This window comes from Cupriavidus sp. CER-90 (assembly GCF_057652055.1).
The window spans coordinates 1,774,896-1,795,493 of record NZ_JBYGYM010000001.1 but is presented as its reverse complement, the minus strand read 5'-3'; the positions used below and the strand labels follow the sequence as shown (position 1 = coordinate 1,795,493).

Sequence of the window (20,598 nt, the reverse complement as noted above, 5' to 3'; positions counted from 1 at the left end):
CCCTTAGGAATGCAGAGGCCATCATGCAGCATCCCTCATCCATCCTCAAAGAGCTTGCTACCGCTCGTCAACACGTCACCCGCTGCCGGCAACTGGTGCGGCGGCAGATCGAGATTGTCCGGCTCTGCCAGCACCGTCACCGGGACGAACTGAATTCCGTGAATCTGCTACGGGAATTGCGCGAAGCACTCGCCATCGGACGCCACCACATGCATGTGGTGGAACAGGAACTGGGACGTAACAACTGGTTCGGCAGACGAAGGCGATAGCCGTCGCCTGCCGGACCGGGGCACCCGCGGCTACCGGCGTGTGCCGCCAGAGGGCCTGGCCGCGCGGGCATCGACCGGCTCGGGGACGATGTGCCGGTCCACGATCAGCCGCTTCCACCGTGCCAGTTCCTGTTCGATAAACGCCTGGAAGTCCGCCGGGCCGGCATGCAGCACCTTGAAACCGTAGCCGGCCAGCATCTCGTTGAGCGTCAGTTCCGAGAGCGCCTGGCGGATGGCAAGGTCAAGGGTGTCGATCCTGTCCCCGGGGGTGCCTTTCGGCGCCAGAACGCCATACCAGCCGGTGACGAACATATTGCGCACGCCGGCCTCGACAAAGGTGGGCGTTTCAGGAGCAATGGGCAGCCGGACATCGGCGGCCACGGCCAGCGCGCGCAATTTGCCCGAACTGACGTATCTCAGGCTATCCGCACCGGCGAACACGGCATCCACATCGCCACTCATGGCGGCCGCCACGGACTGGACGCCGCCGTGATACGGGACATGCATCACCCGGATGCCGGCCGCCTGCGAAAGCAGTTCGATGGCCAGGTGGCTGGTATTGCCATATCCCGACGACGCCACGGTCACCCTGTCGGGATTCGACTTTGCACGCTGGATCAGGTCGGCGACCGAATGAAACCGGGAATTCGGCCCGACATAGAGCACCAGCGGCTGCTTTGCCACGAGCGAGACCGGCTGGAAATCCTTGATGGGATCGTAGCCGGCCGATGGGCTGACGAGCGGCCCGATGGCGTAGGCTGCAAGGGCAAGCACCAGGGTATGGCCGTCTTTCCTGGCCCGCTGCACATATCGCAGCGCAATCTGTCCGCCTGCCCCCGGCTTGTATTCCAGCAATACTGGCGTCCCAAGGCGCTTCTGCAATGCGGCGCCCAGCGGACGCGCGACCAGGTCCGCCGGCCCGCCCGGCGGGTACGGCACGATGATCGTGACCGGCTGTTCGGGGTAGGCGGCCCATGCCGGATGAACCGTGACGAATGCCGCAGCCAGCAGCACCCCGGCTCGGCCGGTGATCGTGCGACGCCATATCTGCAGCCCGGCCGGCGCTGCCCGCCTGATCCGGGTGAGGATGCGTCCGGTGGCCGCGGGAAGTTCAAATCGCATGCTTTTCTGGGAAGGGCTGGAACGCGCGATGCGCCGGGGTCAAGGTCAGGTGACCGGGTGGTTTTCCGGACGAGATCATACCCCTGGCCGCCCACGGCTATTTGATAATATCTGGCCTGCCTGCAGCGCCCCCCTTGAATCCTCGGGTGTTCCCTCCGCCCCTTCGTCAGCATAGCGATGTCTTCCATGTACTTCCCCCGGGCTGGTGTCGGCCTCGGTTTCGATTCCACGTGGGATGCAGGCGACCGCCGGTTCGGACGCGGCTGGCTATTGCGGGAGGACGGCGGCAAGACACCCGCGCTCGGCGTCTGGGCCGCCGACGGGCATCGCACACCCGCCACCCTCGACCGCCTGGTTCATGAATACGCGCTGCGCGACGACATCGACGCGGACTGGGCCGCCCGCCCGCTGACCTTGCTGCGCGAGCGCGATGCCGCCGTGCTGCTGCTCGACGACCCGGGCGGCGAGCCCCTCGCCCCGCTGCTGGGCGCGCCGATGGCCGCGGCGGCGTTCCTTGATATCGCCATCGCCATGGCCAGCGCCGTCGGCAAGCTCCATCAGCGCGGCCTGATTCACAAGGATCTGAAGCCGGCCCACTTCCTGGTGGCGGCGGACCGCGCCCGCGCCTGGCTGATCGGCTTTGGCATCGCGTCGCGGGCGTCACGCGGTGTCGAGCCGCTGCCTGAGGCCAGCGAAATCGCCGGCACGCTGGCCTATATGGCGCCCGAGCAAACGGGCCGGATGAACCGGGCCATCGACGCGCGCAGCGACCTGTATTCGCTCGGCATCACTTTCTACCAGATGCTGACCGGGGCGCTTCCCTTCGCCGGCTCGGACCCCATCGACTGGGTCCACGCCCACCTGGCGCGCTTGCCGGCGCCACCGGCCAGCCGCGTGGCCACGGTGCCCGCGATCCTGTCGGATCTGGTCATGAAGCTTCTGGCAAAGGCGCCCGGGGAACGCTACCAGACAGCGGCCGGCCTGCTGCGCGACCTGCGGCACTGTCGCCAGACACTGCAGGCGCACGGCGACATCGTGCCGTTCGGGCTTGGCCAGGGCGACCATTCGGACGTCTTCGCGCTGCGCGAACACCTCTATGGCCGCGAGCAGACCGTGGCAACGCTGGTGGATACCTTCGACCGCGTTGCCGCCACGGGCTGCAGCGAAATCGTGATGGTGTCCGGGCATTCGGGCGTCGGCAAGACGTCGGTCATGCAGGCGTTCGCGCGAACCGTCGCCGGGCGTGGCGGCCTTTGCGCCACCGGCAAGTCGGATGCCCCGGCCGATGCCTCGACCGAAGGCCCGGCCGATGCCGGCGCGCGGCTGCCCTATGCCACGCTGGCGCAGGCGCTGCGGGGCCTGCTCCGGGAACGGCTGGCCCGCGACCCGGCCGACGTGGCGTCATGGCGCACCGTCATTACCGAAGCCCTCGGGCCGAACGCCGGGCTGCTGGTATCGCTGCTGCCCGAACTCGCAACCATGCTGGGTCCGGTGCCTTGGGTGCCCGACACCCAGTCGCGTGAGGCTGGGCCACGGCTCCAGCTCGCCTTGCACTGCCTCACGGCGGCCCTGGCACGTGCCGCCGGGCCGCTGACGCTGTGCTTCGACGACATCCAGTGGCTCGACAATGAAACCACGGCACTGCTGCACCGGTTACTGGCCGATCCGGCCACGTCGCACCTGCTGGTGGTCTGCGCCTATCGCAGCCAGGAAGTGGACGATGGCCATACGGTCACGCACTGCGTCGCGGCGTTGCGCGCGGATGGTGCCAGCGTGGCCCATATCGAACTGGGCTGTCTCGATGCGTCGGACCTGCATCGGCTCGTCGCCGAAACACTCCATTGCGACGCCACGGCCAGTGCGCCGCTGGCACGCCTGGTGATGGAGAAGACGGCTGGCAACCCGTTCTTCGCCACGCAGTTCCTGAGCGAACTGGCCACCGAAGGCCTGCTGCGCTTCGACCACAGCGCAGCGCGCTGGACCTGGGACCTTGACCAGATCGCGGCAAAGGGTTTTACCGACAATGTCGTGGCACTGATGGTCGGGCGGATTGGCCGGCTATCCGCCCGGACCCGTGCGGCGCTGAAGCTGCTCGCCTGCCTGGGCAACGACACCCCGGTCGAAACACTGGCGCGCGCCTGGACGCGCGAGCCCGGCGAACTGGACCCGGCGATCCGCGAAGCCGTGCATGCGGGCCTGGTTTCGCGCAAGGATCACGTGCTGCGCTTCCGCCACGACCGCATCCTCGAAGCCGCCTATGCCCGCATTCCCGAGCCGGAGCGGCAGGCGTTCCATCTGCACCTTGGCCGCCTGCTGCTGGACCGCACGCCAACGGAAGAGGTCGATGCCAACGTCTTTACGATCGTCGGGCAGTGGAACCGGGCGGCCAGCCAGATCGACACGCAGGACGAACGCGACAGGCTCGCGGAACTGAACCTGGCCGCCGGGCTGCGCGCCAAGTCCACCTGTGCCAACACCGCCGCGCTTCACTATCTTTCAACCGGTCTCGCCTTGCTTGGCGACGACGCCTTTGCGCGATGCGAGGCCCTCGCGTTCTCGCTGACGCGGCATATGGCCGAATGCGAATTCCTGACCGGGGATTCCGCGCGTGCCGAACCCCGGCTGGCGGCGCTGGCGGCACGCACATCGTCACTGACCGCGCTAGGGGTTGTCACGCAACTCCAGCTTGGCTTGCTGCTGACGGGCGGGCGGCGCGTGGAAGCCGTGACGATTGGCCTGGCCTACCTGCGCCGCGCCGGTATCGACTGGACCGCCCAGCCCGCTGCGTCGGTCGTGGCGCAGGAAGAGGCGCTGCTGACCGGCCTGCTCGATGGCCGGGACATCGCCAGCCTCAGCACATTGCCGCCCATGACGGACGCGGGCGGACTTGCCACGATGCGCGTGCTCACGGCGCTGTTGCAGCCGGCCTGGTACACCGACGATCACCTGCGCACGCTGGTCATCCTGCGCATGGTCAACCTAAGCATCTCGCTGGGGAACAGCGAGGAATCGTGTCTGGCCTATGCATGGCTGGCGATGCTGCGCACGGCGGCGGCACCGGACGAGTCGGCCGGCATCGCGTTTCAGCGCCTGGCACTGACCGTGGCCGAGCAGCAAGGCGTCGAGCGGGTGCGCGCCCGCGTGTACCAGGTTGCGGGCGGCAACCTGCTGCACTGGACGCAACCGCTGCGCGTGGCACGCGCCCTGTTGCGCCAGGCGCTGGCGCTGACCGCGCAGATCGGCGACCTCACCTACGCCGCCTACATTCGCAGCAACCTGATGACCCACGCGCTGGCCGTTGGCGACCCGCTGGGGCGCGTGCAGCACGATGCGGATACGGGCAGCGTGTTCGCGTGGGGACCGCGCTTCGCGCTGGTGGCGGACCGCCTTGCCGCGCAGCGCCAGCTCGTGCGGACCTTGCGCGGGCTGACCCCCGTGTTCGGACGCTTCGATACGAGGGATTTCAGCGAGGCAGCGTTCGAGGCGCGGCTCGACAGCGACGTGGGGCTGCGCCTTGCGTCGTGCTGGTACTGGATCCGCAAGCTGCAGGCGCGCTATCTGGCGGGCGAAGCCACGCAGGCGCTGGATGCGGCCGAACGGGCCCGCGCGCTGCTGTGGACGTCTCCCGCCTATTTCGAGCAGGCCGAGTATCACTTCTACGCGGCGCTGGCGCGTGCGGCATGCTGCAATCCCGCCGTCGCGGACGATCTGGCCACGCACCTTCCCTTGCTGGCCAGCCACCATCGGCAGCTGGCCCAGTGGGCCCGGCGCTGTCCGGCCACGTTCGCGCACCGGGCCCTGCTGGTCGAGGCGGAAATCGCCAGGCTGGAGGGGCGCGACATCGACGCGATGCGTGGCTTCGAAGCGGCCATCGGCGCCGCCCGGGACAGCGACCTCATCCACATGCAGGCGCTGGCCAACGAGCTTGCGGCACGTTTCTACCTCAGCAGGCGGCTCGACAACGTGGCGCTGGTCTATCTGCGACAGGCTCGCCATGGCTACCTGCACTGGGGCGCCGACGCCAAGGTCTGGCAGCTCGACCGGCAGCATCCCGCCCTGGCTGCCGACGCCAGTGCCGTTCCCGCTTCGACGCCGTTGATGGGCACCATCGGTGCGCCGCTTCAACACCTGGACCTGGCCACGGTCATGGCGATCTCCGAGGCGGTGTCCGGCGAGACCCGCCTCGATCGGTTGCTGGCCACGCTGATGCGCACGGCCATCGCGCACGCGGGGGCATCACGCGGGCTGCTGATCCTGCCGCACGGCACGGCGCATCGCGTGGCAGCCGAAGCTGCCGTTCGCGACGACACCACCGCCGTGGCGCTGACCGACTTGCCGCTCGAGGCCGCGGAGATACCGCTGTCCATCGTCCGGCATGTGCTGGAGTGCCACGAGCATGTGGTGATCGACGATGCCGCGGCCCAGCCCTCCTTTTCGGCCGACCCTTACATACGCCAGCGCCGGACGCGCTCCATGCTGTGCCTGCCGCTGCTGAACCAGGGCAAGCTGACTGGCGTGCTGTATCTGGAAAACGGGCTGGCGCCGGGCGCGTTCGTGCCGGCACGGATCGAGGTGATCAAGCTGCTGGCGTTCCAGGCGGCCAGCGCCATCGAGAACAGCCGGCTTGGCGAGCAGCGCCGGGAAGCCGACGAAGCGTTGCACCGGGCCCAGGCGGAGCTGGCGCACGTCAGCCGCGTCATGACGCTCAGCGCGTTGACGGCGTCCATCGCACACGAGGTGAGCCAGCCTGTGGCCGCGCTGACGATCGAAGCCAATGTCGCCCTGCGCTGGCTCAAACGCGAGACCCCCAACGTCGCCGAGGCCGTGGAATCGCTCCACAGCATCGTCCAGCAGGGTCAGCGCGCGCGCGATGTCATCGTCGGCATGCGGGCCATGTTGCGCAAGGCCGGCCCACAGGCGCAACGGATCGACCTCAATGCGATGATCGCCGAGACACTGCCGCTTCTGGCCGGCGAGCTGACGCGTCACAGGGTCATGCTCAGGACCGAACTGCTGCCGGCGCTGCCAATGGTGTCCGCCGACAACGTTCAGCTTCAGCAGGTGTTCCTGAACCTGGCCGTCAATGCCATCGAGGCCATGCGCGGCATCGATGCGCATGCGCGCGAGCTGACGGTACGTTCGTCGGTCAACCCGGCGGGTGAGGTGCTGGTGACCGTGCATGACGTCGGCGTGGGCCTGCCGGCCGATCCCGACGAACTGTTCGAGGCGTTTTACACGACCAAGCCCGAAGGCATGGGCATGGGCCTGTCGATCTGCCGCACGATCCTGGAAGCCCACGGCGGCAAATTGCAGGCATGGCCGAACCGTCCGAAGGGAGCGGTATTCGGATTCAGTCTGCCGGCCGACGGCACGGCGGGGACAGGCGCGGCACCACGCCAATGACCATTTTTTGATCCGGGCGGGTGCTAGCCGTTGTCGCCGCCTGCCACCGGCAGCACGGCACCGGTGATGTAGCCGGCTTCGTCGGACGCGAGGAAGAGAATCGGCGCGATCTGTTCGTCGAGCGTTGCGTATCGCCGGAAGAACGTCGACTCGGTAACCTGCTTGACCGCCTCGCCCATCCAGCGCCGCTCTTGCTCGGTGTCTCCTGCCGCATTGCGGGGGACGCGTCGCGGCGGGGCCTGGGTGCCCCCCGGCGCTGCCGCGACCACGCGAATATTGTGTTCGCCATACTCCATGGCCAGTGACTGTGTCAGGGCATTCACCCCACCCTTCGCCGCCGAGTACGGCACGCGGCGGATACCACGGGTGGCGTTCGACGAGACGTTCACGATCGTGCCGCCGCCTTGCGCGAGCATATGCGGCAGGACTGCGTGGCAGCCGTACAGGGTGGGCATGAGCGAACGGCGAATCTCCGCATCGATCTGTGCGGGCTCGAATTGCGCGAACGGCCGCATCCGGATCGCCCCGCCCACGCCGTTGACCAGGATGTCGATGCGACCGAATACCTTTATCGCGAACTCCATCGCAGCGGCTGCCCCCTCGTAGGTCTCCAGGTCGGCCATGAAGGCGGCCGTGTCAGCCCCCGCCGCCTCGGCCGCGACCTCCGGGACGAAGTCGGCGCGGTCAACCAGCAGGACCTTCGCACCTTCCGCCGCGGCGCGCAGTGCCACGCCCCGCCCGATGCCCTGGGCAGCCCCGGTGACCACCATCACCTTGCCTTCGAATCGACGGGCGCTCATGGCGTCACCGGCGCCGCGTTGGGCGTGAATTTCTCGTAATGGAAGCTGGCGGGCTTCACGCCGTTGTCGTCGAAGAACTTGCGCACGGCATCGACCATCGGCGGGGGGCCGCACAGGTACACGTCAACGTCGCCGCCGTTCAGGCATTCCGCCGGCATATGCTGCGTCACCCAGCCCTTGCGCGGGTGGTTCGATTGGCCATCCGCAACCACGGTGCTGAACGTGAAATTGGGCAACCTGGCGATGTAGGATTCGATCGCCTCCACCTGCACCAGATCGAGATCTCGCGTCACGCCGTAGATCAGATGCACCTTCTGCTGCGAGTTCGCGCGAACCAGCACTTCGAGCATCGACAGGAAAGGGGCCAGGCCCGTGCCGCCCGCCAGAAACAGCAAGGGACGTTCCACGGCCCGGAGATAGAAACTGCCAAGGGGGCCGGTCAGTTGCACCTTGTGCCCGGGGCGGGCCGATTCCAGCCAGGTGCTCATCACGCCGCCGGGTATCTTCTTGATCAGGAAGCTGACCTTCGATGCGCCTGGTGGGGACGAGAACGAATACGACCGATGCTGGCCGCTACCGGGTACATCGATGTTGACGTACTGGCCAGCCAGGAAGACCGGGGGAATGCTGTCCACGTCCAGTTCCAGCACCACGGCTGCGTCGTTGTGCTGTTCGAGCTTCGTGACCGTCGCGGCGAATTTGCTTTGCCCGGTCTTGCACATCGCCGACGATGCCGGGACGGCGATGACGCAGTCGCTCTGCGGCACCATCTGGCATGTCAGGACCAGCCCGCCCGCCTTCTCGTCGTCGCTCAGCGCATCTTCGATGTATTCGTCGCCCAGGTCGTAGCTGCCGCTTTCTGCGCGGCACTTGCAGGTGCCACACACGCCGTCGGAGCAATCCATCGGCAGATTGATCCTGGCGCGAAATGCGGCATCGAGGACCTTTTCGCCGGCCTTGCATTCGACGAAGCGGGTGACACCGTCTTCAAAATTCAGTGCAATGTTGTAGCTGGACATGTTGCCTCCTGCGTCCTGTCTCGATCCGATCCACGCGCTCAGACGTGGTAGACGTCGAGCACCTGGCGGATATAGTCATTCTTGAGCGCGATCTTCTTGCTGGAAATCAGCAGGCGATCGCCCACCTTGCGGAAGGTGAGGTAGACCGTGCCGAAATACTGGTTCGTCACCTTGTAGCGGTGGCTCAGCGTGTGGAAGTTGTAGCGAACGTCGATTTCGCCATCGCGTTCGGCCAGCACTTCGACGTTGGTGACGTTGTGGCTGGTGCGCGGCTCCGGCATCGATGCGCTGCTGCGCTCGGTCCGGATACGGAACACCCGGTCTTCCAGGCCGCCACGGTCCGCGTAGTACATGAGGGAAATCTCGCGCTGGGGGTCTTCGGTGAGCTTGTCATCGTCATCCCAGGCGGGCATCCAGTACGTGACGTCGTCCGCGTAGCACGCCAGCCATTCATCCCACTGACGGTCATCCAGAAAGCGCGCCTCCTGGTACAGGGCATTGCAGATGGTTTGATGGTCGATGGTCATACCGCTGCCTCTGCCTGTTCCTTGCGCAGGGCTTCGCGCATCACCCGCATCCAGTATTCATGCTGCACCACGAAGAGACCTTCGTCCTCGCTTCGCTCGCCCGAGATGAGCGGATTCAGCCCCATGCCCTTCGCGTTCGCGTCCGGTCCGTTGACCCACAACGGCGCACCACGCGACATGTCGTTCCACATCGACGTCGTGCCAGCGTAACCGGCCTGGCAGGCGCGGAACTCTTCGAGGTCATCGCTGGTGCCCATGCCCGACACGTTGAAGAAGTCCTCGTACTGGCGAATGCGGATGGCGCGGCTTTCGGCGCTCTCGCCCTTCGGCGCGAAGCAGAAAATGCTGACTTCGGTCTTGTCGACGCCAAGCGGACGGACGACGCGAATCTGGGTGCTGAACTGATCCATCAGGAACACGTTCGGATACAGGCACAGGTTCCGCGTCTGGTTGACGATGTAGTGCGCCTTGTCCTCGCCAACGCGCGCCGCAATCTCTTCGCGATGCTGATGGACCGGCCGGACTTCCGGGTTCATCGTGTTGGTCCACAGCAGGATGTGGCCATGTTCGAAGCCATACACGCCCGCGACCGATTTGCTCCAGCCGTTCGCATCCACGGCCTTGGTGCCCTCGACCCTGCGCCGGCCCATCGTTGCGGCGTAGTTCCAGTGCACGGTGCTGACGTGATAGCCGTCGCAACCGTTCTCCATCTGCATCTTCCAGTTGCCGTCGTAGATGTAGGAGGAATTGCCGCGCAGCACTTCCAGCCCTTCTGGTGCCTGCGAGACGATCTGGTCGATGATGACCCTGGTCTCGCCAAGGTAATCCTCCAGCGGCATCACGTCGGCGCTGAGGCTGCCGAACAGGAAGCCACGATAGTTCTGGAAGCGCGCAACCTTCCGCAGGTCGTGCGAGCCGTCCTTGTTGAACTGCACCGGATACTCGGTGGTTTTCTCGTCCTTCACTTTCAGCAGCTTGCCCGCGTTGGAAAATGTCCACCCGTGAAACGGACACGTGAAGCTGCCCTTGTTGCCGTGCTTGCGCCGGCAGAGCATGGCGCCCTTGTGCGCGCAGGCATTGATGACCGCGTGCAGTTCCCCAGCCTTGTCGCGCGTGATGACGATGGGCTGGCGGCCGATCCAGGTGGTGTAGTAGTCGTTGATATTGGGGATCTGGCTTTCGTGGGCCAGGTACACCCAGTTGCCCTCGAAGATGTGCTTCATCTCGAGTACGTACAGATCAGCGTTGGTGAAGATGTCGCGGCGGCAGCGGAACACGCCGTTTTCCTTGTCATCCTGGACGGCGTTGCTCAGCAGATCGTCCAGTTGTCGGGTCTTGTCGAGGGTTGCGGACATGCGTTGTCTCCCTATGCCGGCTTCGTGGCGAAGCCGTGGCATTGGTGCAGAGGATTCGTGCGGAAGGGGGAGCGGCCTGGTTCAGCCAGGCCGCAGCGCGGGGTTACGCCGTGGCGGCGGCACGCAGGCGGTTGACGAGCTGGTTGTCCTTGCCTTGCACCAGCGGCGTCAGCGCAATGTCGAACGCGATTTCCTTGTACGCGTCGGCCTTGAGGCCCAGCGCAACGCCGCCGGTCTTTTCGACGCCGTGCGGCACTAGCTCTTCACGTGTTGCATACGCAAAATCGTCCCAGATCAGCGGATCGCCTTCGATGTTGATCTGCGTCGTCAGCTTGCGCGACTTGTCGCTGGTCACGAAGAAGTGCACGTGTGCCGGGCGGTTGCCGTGGCGGCCCAGCGCATCAAGCAGTTGCTGCGTCGCGCCTTGCGGCGGACAGCCGTAGCCGACAGGCATCAGCGTGCGGAATTCGTACTTGCCGTCAACGCCCGTTCTCACTGCGCCGCGAAGGTTGAAGTCGTCCTGGGCGCCGGTCGGATCGAAGTGCGAATAGAAGCCCTTGGAGTTGGCGTGCCAGCATTCGACCACGGCATTGGCCACGGGCTTGCCGTCCGGGCCGGATACCGTGCCCCGGATGACGAGCGGCCCCGCCGCTTCATCGGCATTGATGTCGATCCGCGAGACGCCGTCGCGCACCGGGGCACCGGCGACATACAGCGGGCCTTCGATGGTGCGCGGCGTGCCGCCATGGATGTCGGCCGCGCGGTCCGCTGCATCCATGCGGATGTCGAGATACTTTTCGAGACCAAGCCCGGCAGCCAGGAGCGCCGCCTCGCCGTCCTTGCCAAGCTTGTTGAAGTAGTTCACGCCGGCCCAGATCTCGTCGGGCGTCATGTCGAGGTCGTCGATGGCCTTGAAAAGGTCGCTCAGCAGACGGTGCGTGATCTGCCTGGCGCGCGCATTGCCCGCGTCGCTTCCCAGATTGGCAGCGGCCTTCAGCAGGTCCTGCACTTCCTTGGTGTCGAATACTTTGGGACTCATGTCTGCTCCTGACTTTTGTCTTTTCTGGTGGGGTTAACCCTCGTTTCAAGCCGATCCAAAGCTACTCGAAAGGTATAATCTGGCGGCGAAACCGAGCGTAAAAGCAGAATAGAGGCGCGAAACGGGGGAGTCCAACACCGTTTTAGTATCGGGCTATATCCTGGAGGTATTGTATGGAGCTACGGCATCTTCGCTATTTCGTAGCGGTGGCCGAAGAACGGAACTTCACGCGCGCGGCACGCCGGCTCCATATTGCGCAGCCGCCGCTCAGCCGCCAGATCCAGCAGCTCGAAGAAGCCCTGGGCGTGCAGTTGTTCGAGCGGAACTCCCGGCCGCTCAAGCTCACCGAGACGGGCAAGTTCTTCTACTCCCACGCGGTGCATCTGATTGCCCAGACGAACGAGCTGGAATCGATGACACGGCGCGTGGGAAACATCGAGCGCAGCCTTTCGGTCGGCTTTGTGGGCTCCACGCTCTACGGCATGCTGCCGAAGATCATCCGGCGGTTCCGGGACGAGAACAAGTCGGTCGAACTGAGCCTGCACGAGATGTCCACCATGGATCAGCTTCGCGCGCTGAAGGACGGCCGCATCGATGTCGGATTCGGCCGGATCCGGCATGAAGATCCCAACATCCGCCGCGTCGTGCTTCGCGAAGAGAAGATGATTGTCGCGCTGCCAGTCGGCCATTCGCTATCGGTATCGAAACCGGTGCTTTCGCTGCGGGACCTGATCTACGAAACGCTGATCGTCTTCCCCAAAGCGCCCCGACCCAGCTATGCCGACCAGGTGCTATCGGCGTTTCAGGAACGCGCCCTCACGCCGCGCCGTATCTACGAGGTGCGCGAGTTGCAGATCGCCTTGGGACTCGTGGCCGCCGGAGAAGGCATCTCGGTCGTGCCGAGCAGCGTCTATGGGCTGAAGCGCGATGACGTGAGCTATATGGCGCTGGATGACACGACGCTAACGTCGCCCATCATCATGAGCATGCGCGCCATGGACGAATCCCGGGACATCAAGGAAATGCTCGAAATGATTTATCGGCTTTACGAGGAAGAGCGGATTGCCTACGTCGCGCCCATGGACAAGGGCCAGTAACATGGTCGTTTCTCACCACAAAACACCGCGCATGGCGCAAAATTCGGGGTCTGGGCGCGTGGCGCCCCCCCTGCACCCCTAGGAGACTGTATGAATACCGCTGTCGGATCCAACCTGTCGATTGCGCCGAGCGCGAGCCCCCTGCCGGCGGCCGAGCGCGAGCGCCTGCTGGAGAGCCCGGCGTTTGGCCGCGTCTTCACCGACCACATGGCCACCATCCGCTACACCGAGGGCAAGGGCTGGCACGACGCGAAGATCGGACCGCACGGCCCCATCCAGTTCGATCCGTCCACCCTGGTGTTCCATTACGCGCAGGAGATCTTTGAAGGGCTGAAGGCGTACCGGCTGCCGGACGGCGGCGGCGCGCTGTTCCGTCCCGATGCGAATGCACGCCGGTTCCAGAACTCGGCCCGCCGCCTGGCCATGCCTGCGCTGCCCGAAGAGTTGTTCCTGGAATCGGTGCGGGAACTGGTCCGCCTGGACCGTGCGTGGATTCCCTCCGGGCAAGGCTCGGCGCTGTACCTGCGCCCGTTCATGATCGCCACCGAAGTGGTGCTGGGCGTCAAGCCTGCCGCCGAATACCTGTATTGCGTGGTCGCCTGCCCGGTGGGCGCGTACTTCAAGGGCGGCGCCTCGGCGGCGGTCACCTTGTGGGTGTCGGACACCTACACGCGCGCCGCGCCCGGTGGCACCGGCGAGGCCAAGTGTGGCGGCAACTATGCCGCGAGCCTTCTCGCCCAGGCGGAAGCCACCCGCGAGGGCTGCGACCAGGTGGTATTCCTCGACGCCGTGGAGCGGCGCTGGATCGAGGAACTGGGCGGCATGAACGTCTTTTTCGTCTTCGACGACGGCACCCTGCAGACGCCACCGTTGACCGGCACGATCCTGCCCGGCATCACGCGCGATTCGCTCATCACCCTGGCACGCGACCTTGGCCTGACCGTGCGCGAAGAGCCGTACGCGATCGACCAGTGGCATGCCGATGCACAGAGCGGGCGCCTGCGCGAAGCGTTTGCGTGCGGCACCGCGGCGGTGGTGACGCCCATTGGCAAGGTGAAGGGGCGCGCGTACAACTTCACCATTGGCGACGGCGGGGCGGGCGAGATCACGACGCGCCTGAAGGGCGCACTGGTCGACCTGCAGCAAGGCCGCGCGGCGGACCCGCACGGCTGGCTGGACCGCCTGTTCTGACCGGCGGCCACGGCGCACGGTTGCGCCACGAATTGCCTATACTTGCATCAGTCCCTTCACCCATGCATGAACTATGGAATACGCTCCAGGCATCAGCCAGCTGGCCGGCCTGCTTGCCGATCCCGGGCGCGCGGCGATGCTGTGGGCGCTGATGGATGGCAGTGCCCGGCCCGCGGGCGAGCTGGCGCTGATCGCCGGGCTGTCGGCGTCGTCCACCAGCGGCCATCTGGCACGGCTGTCCGAAGGCGGCCTGCTGGCCGTGGAATCGCGCGGGCGCAACCGCTACTACCGTCTTGCCGCGCCGGAAATCGGTGTGGCCATCGAGGCGCTGGCCACGGCGTCGCTGGTCAGCCAGCCGCCGCGCATGCGGACCGTGCCCGTTTCGCGCGGGACGCCGCCGGCGCTCAGGCAGGCCCGGACCTGTTATGACCACCTGGCCGGGGAACTTGCGGTGGGTCTGTTCGAACGAATGTCGCAGGCGGGATGGCTGGCCGTGGATGGCACGCGGATCGACCTGACCGGCGACGGCTCGCAGGCCATGGCGCAGTTGGGTATTGATCTCGTTGCCACGCGGCGCAAGCGCCGCCAGTTCGCCTGCACCTGTCCCGACTGGAGCGAGCGCAAGCCCCATCTGGGCGGCGCGCTCGGTGCCGCCTTGCTGGAAACCATGCTGGAGAAAGGCTGGATCGAGCCTACCCAGGCGTCACGGGCATTGCGCGTGACGCCGCGGGGGCATCGCGAGATCGGGAAAGTGGCCGCATGACAGGCGCAGCCGGACCACAAAGGAGCCACAGATGGCAATAGAACTGGACGACGACGCGCAGGACGCGGTAAGCCGCCTGTTTGCGCTGATCAATCTGGGAGACACCCAGCAGACCACGCGGCATCTGGCGCTGTTCGAGGAAGCCCTGGACGACGCAGAGGAAGACGAGGCCGACGCCGAGATGCTGCTCTTCCAGATCAAGGAGATCATCGACTGGGAGGCGGGTTTCCATGTCGACTGGAAGGATGTCGAATCCTTCATCGGCTGTCTCAACCAGCTTTGCGAGCGCATCGACCTGGAGATCAACTGGGGCACCGACGACCCCGAGGACGAGGATTTCCTGGAGGGCACCAGCGTGCCCGAGCTGATGGAGCTGGCCACCGACCAGCTGCGCGTGGCCGGCTACACGCTGTGGAACTGGGATACCGGCGGCGACGCCTACGCGGGCTGGATCACGCGCAGCGAGGACGACGACGAAATGCTCGAGATTGCCGACACGCTCGGCTTCGACCTGCGCAGCGGCGACCAGCCTTACTGAATCGGGCGCCGGCCGGTCACTCCAGCGTCAGGATCGTGGGCGCGGCGTCGTCCGCGTCCGGCGCCTCGGCGGTGTCCGGCAGCAAGGTGGCGCCCAGGCGCGAAGTGGGACGGCGCGCGTTCTCCGGCACCCCCAGCGTTTCTTCCAGCGCGTTCAGGAAGGCGCGCACGCTGGCCGGCATCAGCTTGCGCGCCGGCATCAGCACATACACCTTGAGCGGCGACGACGAATAGCCGGGCAGCACGCGCACCAGCTGGCCCTGCACCAGTTGCTCGTGGACAAAGCGCGGCGACAGGCGCGTGACGCCCAGGCCATCGACCGCCGCCTTCAGCCGCACCTCGGCGTTGTGCGTGCAGATGCGCGGCGCCACATCGAGCGAGAACGTCTCCACGCCATCGCGCAGGAATTCCCAGTTCGAATCGTCCAGGTTGCCCACGGTCGGCCAGCCCTGCAGGTCTTGCGGCGCGCGCGGCAGGCCGCGCTCACGAATCAGCGAGGGCGCCGCATAGAACGCGCGCTCGATCAGCACGACGCGCTTGCTGGCGAACGAGCTGTCATGCAGGCTCGTATCGGTCATCACGAAGGCCAGGTCGTAGCCGTGGCGGATCAGGTCGGGCTGGTCCCAGTTCATGTCCAGTTGCACGCGCAGCGACGGGTGCTGCTTGAGCAACCGGTTCACTGTCGGCGACAGATGCTGCGAACCCACCTCGTAGGGCGTGGCGATCCGGATCGAGCCGCTCACTTCGGCGCTGACCGAGGCCGCCTCGGCGCTGATCTCGCGCAGTGCGCCGAACAATGGCGCCACGCGGTCATAGAGCTGCTGGCCGCGCTGGGTGACACGTACACGGCGCGTGGTGCGCTCGAACAGTCGCACGCCAAGCTGGCCTTCCAGCCGCGCCACGGCGGCGCTCGCCGATGACTTCGGAACTTCGGCCAGTTCGGCCCCTTGCGTGAAGCCGCCCCCTTCCACCACGCGGCAGAAGATTTCCCAGTCCTTCCAGTCAATCGTTTTCATGCGAAACCTTTCGAAGCTCGGCACCGGGAAAACCCTTACCCGATGGGCCGCGATTGTCCCACAAGACGAACAATGATGAAGTCCACGTTCAATGTAGGGATATTACGAGAACGTGACACCGACGTGACGTTACTGGCGACTGTGCGATGGCAGCCACGCGGCATCGGGAAAACCTATATTGAGAATCGATCTCATTAGGCTCTACGATGCCTGCACCCGCCCAGATGGGCTTATTTGTCCGAGGAGTTGAGCCATGCACAAGATCGTCGCCGCAGCCTTTGTCGGCCTGTTTTCCACTGCCGCGTTCGCAGGCGCCAAATGCGAGAAGCATCCGAAGTCCGAATGGATGCCCGAGGCCGACGCGAAAGCCAGGATCGAGGCCCAGGGCTACAACATCAAGAAATTCAAGGTCGACGGCAACTGCTACGAGATCTACGGCACCACGAAGGACGGCAAGAAGGCCGAAATCTACTTCGATACCAAGACGCTGGACGTCGTCAAATCGGAAATCGGGAAGTAAGCATGGCAACCCCGGCGGATCGCGTTTATCCGCGCGACACGATTCGCGTCTGGGACGTGGCCGTCCGCTTCACGCACTGGAGCGTGGCGGCCATCGTCTGCTATGACCTGATCGACGACTCCGGCGACCCGTTGCACCGCATCCTGGGCTACGTGGCCGCCGGGCTGGTGCTGTTCCGCATCGTTTGGGGCTTCGTCGGCACCGAGCATGCGCGCTTCCGGGCCTGGTTGCCGCGTCCCGCCGGCGTACTCGCCTATGGCCGTGCACTGATGCGCGGCCGCGCGCCGCGCTTCGTCAGCCATACCCCGCTGGGCGCCGTGACGATGCTGGCCATGTGGGCGCTGATCCTGGCGCTGGCCGTCACCGGCTGGATGTCGCGGCTCGACCCGTTCTGGGGCGAGGACTGGCCCATCGACATTCATCGCTGGCTGTCGAATACGCTGCTCGGCCTGATTGCGCTGCATGTGGCGGCGGCCATCGCGATGAGCCTCAAGGGCCGCGAGAACCTGATCGCCGCGATGCTTACCGGACGCAAGCCGCGCGACGCCGACCCCTCGCCCTGAAAACCGGAAACGTCGGGCTTTCGGAATTGCCACGCGCTGCCTACGATGGTTGCCAACGCCGCTGCGCGTGCGTGGCCGCGGCGCCAACCAACCCGGAGAACGACAATGAAGATCCTGATGGTGCTCACCTCGCATGACCAGCTTGGCAACACGGGCAAGAAGACCGGCTTCTGGCTCGAGGAATTCGCGGCGCCGTACTACGTGTTCAAGGATGCCGGCGTCGACGTCACGCTGGCGACACCCAAGGGCGGCCAGCCGCCGATCGATCCCAAGAGCGACGAACCCGACTTCAAGACCGACGCCACGCGCCGGTTCCAGGGCGACCCGGCCGCCCAGCAGCAACTTGCAGCCACGCTGACGCTGGACCAGGTCAAGGCCGACGACTTCGACGCGGTCTTCTATCCCGGCGGCCACGGCCCGCTGTGGGACCTGACCGAAGACAAGCGGTCGATCGCGCTGATCGAAGCCTTCGACCGCGCCGGCAAACCCATGGCCCTGGTGTGCCACGCACCGGGGGTGCTGCGCCACGTGAAGCGGGCCGACGGCGAGCCGCTGGTCAAGGGCCGCAAGGTCACCGGCTTCACCAATACCGAAGAAGAGGCCGTGCAGCTGACCAGTGTGGTGCCGTATCTGGTGGAAGACGTACTGAAGGCAAACGGCGGGCAGTTCTCGCGCACCGATGACTGGGGCAGCTACGCCGTGGTCGATGGTCAACTGGTCACGGGCCAGAACCCCGCGTCGTCCGAGGCCGGGGCCCACGAACTGCTGAAACTGCTGAAGAAGTAGCCGCCGGCCGCCACGTCCGCGCGAGCCGGCCTGACTCAGCGTGCGCGGCGCGGCTTGGCCGCATGCCGCACCTCGCGCGTGAATTGCGCGCAGGCGTGCGTCATCAGGTCCTCGGAGCGATAGACCAGAAAAAGCTGGAAGTCGGGCAGCTCGTCGGCGATCGGCAAGCGCACCAGGGCCGCGGGGTCCAGCTTCAGCGGCCCCGTGCCATCGAACACGTAGTTCGACCATACGCTGATCAGGTCGGTCCGCGTTGCCAGCTGCAGCCCCAGCAGGTTCGACGCGCTCTGCACGATGCGCCGGGGCATGTCCAGGCGGTGCAGGCGCATCAGGCTTGCCAGGGGGCTGCCGGGATCGTCCAGCGGATCGAGCGTCAGCCAGTCCGCATCGAGCAGCGCACGCAGGCGTCGCGCACGGCGCAGCGGATGCCCGGGCCGCACGGCCAGGCCCATGCCGACCGAAAACAGCGGCTCCCACTGCATGCCGCCGCCACCGGGGCCGCTGTTGGTCGAGATCAGGCCAAGATCGAGCCGCCCCTCGCGCAACCCTTCCAGGATCTGCTGCGGTCGCAACTCCAGCGCGCGCAGCGTCACATTCGGATAGCTCTGCCGGTACGCCGCCATCGCATCGGGCAGCGCGCCGCTCGACGCCACGGCGGTAAAGCCGATATGCAGCTGCGCCTCGGCGTGCCCGCGAATCGACTCGATATCTTCCAGCGCGTGCCGCAGTTCCTGCTCCACCACCGTGGCGCGCCGTACCAGCGCCAGCCCATAGGCCGTCAGGCTCACCCCCCGCACCGAGCGCGACATCAGCGTCACGCCCAGTTCGCGCTCCAGCTCCGCAATGGCCTTCGACAGCGCCGGCTGCGACGTATGCAGGCTACGCGCGGCCTCGTGGATGCTGCCGTGCTGGGCCACCGCCAGCAGCACGCGCAGTTGTTGCAGCTTCATCAGGGTTTCTCCCCACCGGCTTGCCGCCGATGCCTTGCGATGGTGCGCGCCTGCGCAATTGCCGTGCATGGCACACCGGAATGCGCCGCGTAGGTACTAGTCCTGATGGTACGTGGCCAGTGATGGTGCCGGTGATGCCATTTCGTTATCACGATGACAATAAATGATTTTCGGGGCGGCGTGTTTGCCGGAATACTGCATCGCCAAGGACGTACAACTTCAGCGATGGATGCCCGCCAGGGCGCCACGATTTCCGCAACCCAGTTCGTGGAGCCCCCACATGAACGACGCCACCTTGCCCGCCGGCACGCCGCTCTCCGCTGCCAGCGTCGCCGCCCCCGCCACTTCCGCCACCCCGGCCAGGGCTAAGCAAAGCCAGTTCCGCCTGATCGCCGCATGCTCCATCGGCAATGCGCTGGAGATGTTCGACTTCACGGTCTACAGCTTCTTCTCGCTGCTGATCGGCAAGCTGTTCTTTCCGTCGGATAGCCCGTACGGGTCGCTGCTGCTGGCCGTGGCCACGTTCGGCATCGGCTTTGTCATGCGGCCGCTGGGCGGCGTGCTGATCGGCAACTATGCCGACCGCCATGGCCGCAAGGCCGCCATGACGCTGACCATCGGCCTGATGGTGCTGGGCACGCTGTGCATCGCGCTGGCCCCCACCTACGCCACGGCTGGCGTGTTCGGGTCGCTGACCATCCTGGCGGGGCGGCTGCTGCAGGGCTTTTCGCTGGGCGGCGAGATTGGCGCCTCCACCGCGATGCTGATGGAAGGCGGCGACGTAAAGGGCCGCGGCTGGCGCGTGAGCTGGCAGATCGGCAGCCAGGGCATTTCCGCGCTGGCGGGCGCCGCCACGGGCGCCACGCTCTATGCCTTGCTGCCCACCGCCGCGCTGGAAAGCTGGGGCTGGCGCGTGCCGTTCCTGCTCGGGCTGCTGATCGCGCCGGTAGGTCTCTATATCCGCGCCAATCTCGACGAGACGCACGAGGCCGACGCCCATGCCCCGAGCCCGGTCGGCGAACTGTTCCGCCGTCACGCCGGCAAGGTGGTGCTGGGCATCCTGGCGGGCACCGCCGGTACGGCCACGATGTACCTGGTGGTGTTCTTCATGCCGACGTACATGATCCGCGTGCTGCATATGCCGGCGTCGCTGTCGTTCCTGTCGGGCTGTGTCACGGGCGTCACGCTGCTGGTGGTGTCGCTGATTGCCGGCACGCTGGCGGACCGCCTTGACCGCCGCAAGCCGCTGGTGGCCGGGTCGCTGCTGTTCAGCCTGATGGCCGTCTATCCCGCGTTCTGGCTGATGAACCACTACCCGAGCGTCCCGCTGGTGCTGGGCCTGTCCGCGCTGCTGACCGCCAGCATCAACCTGGGCACCACGCCGCTGTTCCTGATGCTGCTGGAAATGCTGCCCGCCGGCGTGCGCGCCACGGGCCTGGCCGTGATCTACAGCGTGGGCGTGACGGTGTTCGGCGGGTCGTCGCAGTTCGTCGTCACATGGTTGCTCGCGAAGACCGGCAACCCGATGGCCCCCGCCTTCTACATGATGGCGTGCGGCGTGCTGGCCCTGGTGGCCGTGCTGCGCATCGCCGAGACACGCGAACACTGATCCCTGTCGATATCCGTCGCGACGCCGCGAGC

At 66.1% G+C, this 20,598-nt stretch carries 18 protein-coding genes; 10 read left to right on the top strand and 8 right to left on the bottom strand.

Features of this window, described 5'->3' with window-relative positions:
• The first annotated feature begins 23 nt into the window (after positions 1–23).
• A complete protein-coding gene (locus AC24R4_RS08020; protein ID WP_487522685.1) occupies positions 24–269 on the top strand; it encodes a hypothetical protein in 246 nt (81 codons plus the stop codon).
• Between the two features lie 30 nt (positions 270–299).
• Here AC24R4_RS08020 and AC24R4_RS08015 read toward each other — a convergent pair whose 3' ends face one another.
• Entirely contained in the window at positions 300–1,391 is a 1,092-nt protein-coding gene (locus tag AC24R4_RS08015; protein ID WP_487522684.1) for a Bug family tripartite tricarboxylate transporter substrate binding protein, read from the bottom strand.
• A gap of 186 nt (positions 1,392–1,577) precedes the next feature.
• On the opposite strand from AC24R4_RS08015, the gene AC24R4_RS08010 reads away from it, so the two are divergent.
• Complete coding sequence (locus AC24R4_RS08010; RefSeq protein ID WP_487522683.1) at positions 1,578–6,794, top strand: trifunctional serine/threonine-protein kinase/ATP-binding protein/sensor histidine kinase; 5,217 nt, start codon at positions 1,578–1,580, stop codon at positions 6,792–6,794.
• Positions 6,795–6,817: 23 nt separating this feature from the next.
• Here the strand turns inward: AC24R4_RS08010 and benD are convergent, their stop codons facing one another.
• From benD to catA, 5 genes are all read right to left on the bottom strand, one after another.
• Positions 6,818–7,594: a benzoate diol dehydrogenase BenD gene (benD, locus tag AC24R4_RS08005; RefSeq protein ID WP_487522682.1), complete on the bottom strand. Its 777-nt coding sequence runs from the start codon at positions 7,592–7,594 to the stop codon at positions 6,818–6,820.
• Positions 7,591–8,613 (bottom strand): benzoate 1,2-dioxygenase electron transfer component BenC, encoded by a 1,023-nt coding sequence (gene benC / locus AC24R4_RS08000; protein WP_487522681.1) that lies wholly within the window; start codon positions 8,611–8,613, stop codon positions 7,591–7,593. Before benC ends, benD begins: the two co-directional genes overlap by 4 nt.
• Positions 8,614–8,651: 38 nt before the next feature.
• Positions 8,652–9,140 (bottom strand): benzoate 1,2-dioxygenase small subunit, encoded by a 489-nt coding sequence (benB, locus tag AC24R4_RS07995; protein ID WP_487522680.1) that lies wholly within the window; start codon positions 9,138–9,140, stop codon positions 8,652–8,654.
• Positions 9,137–10,495, bottom strand: a complete 1,359-nt coding sequence (locus tag AC24R4_RS07990) for an SRPBCC family protein (RefSeq protein ID WP_487522679.1) — start codon at positions 10,493–10,495, stop codon at positions 9,137–9,139. The genes benB and AC24R4_RS07990 overlap by 4 nt, the downstream gene beginning before the upstream one ends.
• A 103-nt stretch (positions 10,496–10,598) precedes the next feature.
• Positions 10,599–11,534 (bottom strand): catechol 1,2-dioxygenase, encoded by a 936-nt coding sequence (catA, locus tag AC24R4_RS07985; protein ID WP_487522678.1) that lies wholly within the window; start codon positions 11,532–11,534, stop codon positions 10,599–10,601.
• A 173-nt stretch (positions 11,535–11,707) separates the two neighbouring features.
• Between catA and AC24R4_RS07980 the strand changes: the two genes are divergently transcribed.
• From AC24R4_RS07980 to AC24R4_RS07965, 4 genes are all read left to right on the top strand, one after another.
• On the top strand, positions 11,708–12,631 hold the full coding sequence (locus tag AC24R4_RS07980) for a LysR family transcriptional regulator (protein ID WP_487522677.1): 924 nt from the start codon (positions 11,708–11,710) through the stop codon (positions 12,629–12,631).
• A 90-nt stretch (positions 12,632–12,721) separates the two neighbouring features.
• A complete protein-coding gene (locus tag AC24R4_RS07975; RefSeq protein ID WP_487522676.1) occupies positions 12,722–13,822 on the top strand; it encodes a branched-chain amino acid aminotransferase in 1,101 nt (366 codons plus the stop codon).
• 73 nt (positions 13,823–13,895) lie between these two features.
• Positions 13,896–14,585 (top strand): ArsR/SmtB family transcription factor, encoded by a 690-nt coding sequence (locus AC24R4_RS07970; protein WP_400396326.1) that lies wholly within the window; start codon positions 13,896–13,898, stop codon positions 14,583–14,585.
• A 31-nt stretch (positions 14,586–14,616) separates the two neighbouring features.
• The gene (locus tag AC24R4_RS07965) at positions 14,617–15,123 is read left to right on the top strand and encodes a DUF6630 family protein (protein ID WP_400396325.1); all 507 of its coding nucleotides are present in this window, start codon (positions 14,617–14,619) and stop codon (positions 15,121–15,123) included.
• Between the two features lie 16 nt (positions 15,124–15,139).
• Here the strand turns inward: AC24R4_RS07965 and AC24R4_RS07960 are convergent, their stop codons facing one another.
• Positions 15,140–16,138, bottom strand: coding sequence for a LysR family transcriptional regulator (locus tag AC24R4_RS07960; RefSeq protein ID WP_400396323.1), 999 nt, complete (start codon positions 16,136–16,138; stop codon positions 15,140–15,142).
• 253 nt (positions 16,139–16,391) lie between these two features.
• Here AC24R4_RS07960 and AC24R4_RS07955 point away from each other — a divergent pair, with 253 nt between their 5' ends.
• The 3 genes from AC24R4_RS07955 (at position 16,392) to AC24R4_RS07945 (ending at position 18,007) form a co-directional block, all read left to right on the top strand.
• On the top strand, positions 16,392–16,658 hold the full coding sequence (locus AC24R4_RS07955) for a PepSY domain-containing protein (RefSeq protein ID WP_487522675.1): 267 nt from the start codon (positions 16,392–16,394) through the stop codon (positions 16,656–16,658).
• A gap of 2 nt (positions 16,659–16,660) precedes the next feature.
• Positions 16,661–17,221 carry a cytochrome b/b6 domain-containing protein gene (locus tag AC24R4_RS07950; protein WP_487522674.1) on the top strand — a complete coding sequence of 187 codons (561 nt, stop codon included), beginning with the start codon at positions 16,661–16,663 and terminating at the stop codon, positions 17,219–17,221.
• Positions 17,222–17,326: 105 nt separating this feature from the next.
• A complete protein-coding gene (locus tag AC24R4_RS07945) occupies positions 17,327–18,007 on the top strand; it encodes a type 1 glutamine amidotransferase domain-containing protein (RefSeq protein ID WP_487522673.1) in 681 nt (226 codons plus the stop codon).
• Positions 18,008–18,042: 35 nt separating this feature from the next.
• Here AC24R4_RS07945 and AC24R4_RS07940 read toward each other — a convergent pair whose 3' ends face one another.
• Positions 18,043–18,957: a LysR family transcriptional regulator gene (locus tag AC24R4_RS07940; protein WP_487522672.1), complete on the bottom strand. Its 915-nt coding sequence runs from the start codon at positions 18,955–18,957 to the stop codon at positions 18,043–18,045.
• A 280-nt stretch (positions 18,958–19,237) separates the two neighbouring features.
• On the opposite strand from AC24R4_RS07940, the gene AC24R4_RS07935 reads away from it, so the two are divergent.
• Positions 19,238–20,566, top strand: coding sequence for an MFS transporter (locus AC24R4_RS07935; RefSeq protein ID WP_487522671.1), 1,329 nt, complete (start codon positions 19,238–19,240; stop codon positions 20,564–20,566).
• Positions 20,567–20,598 lie beyond the last annotated feature (32 nt).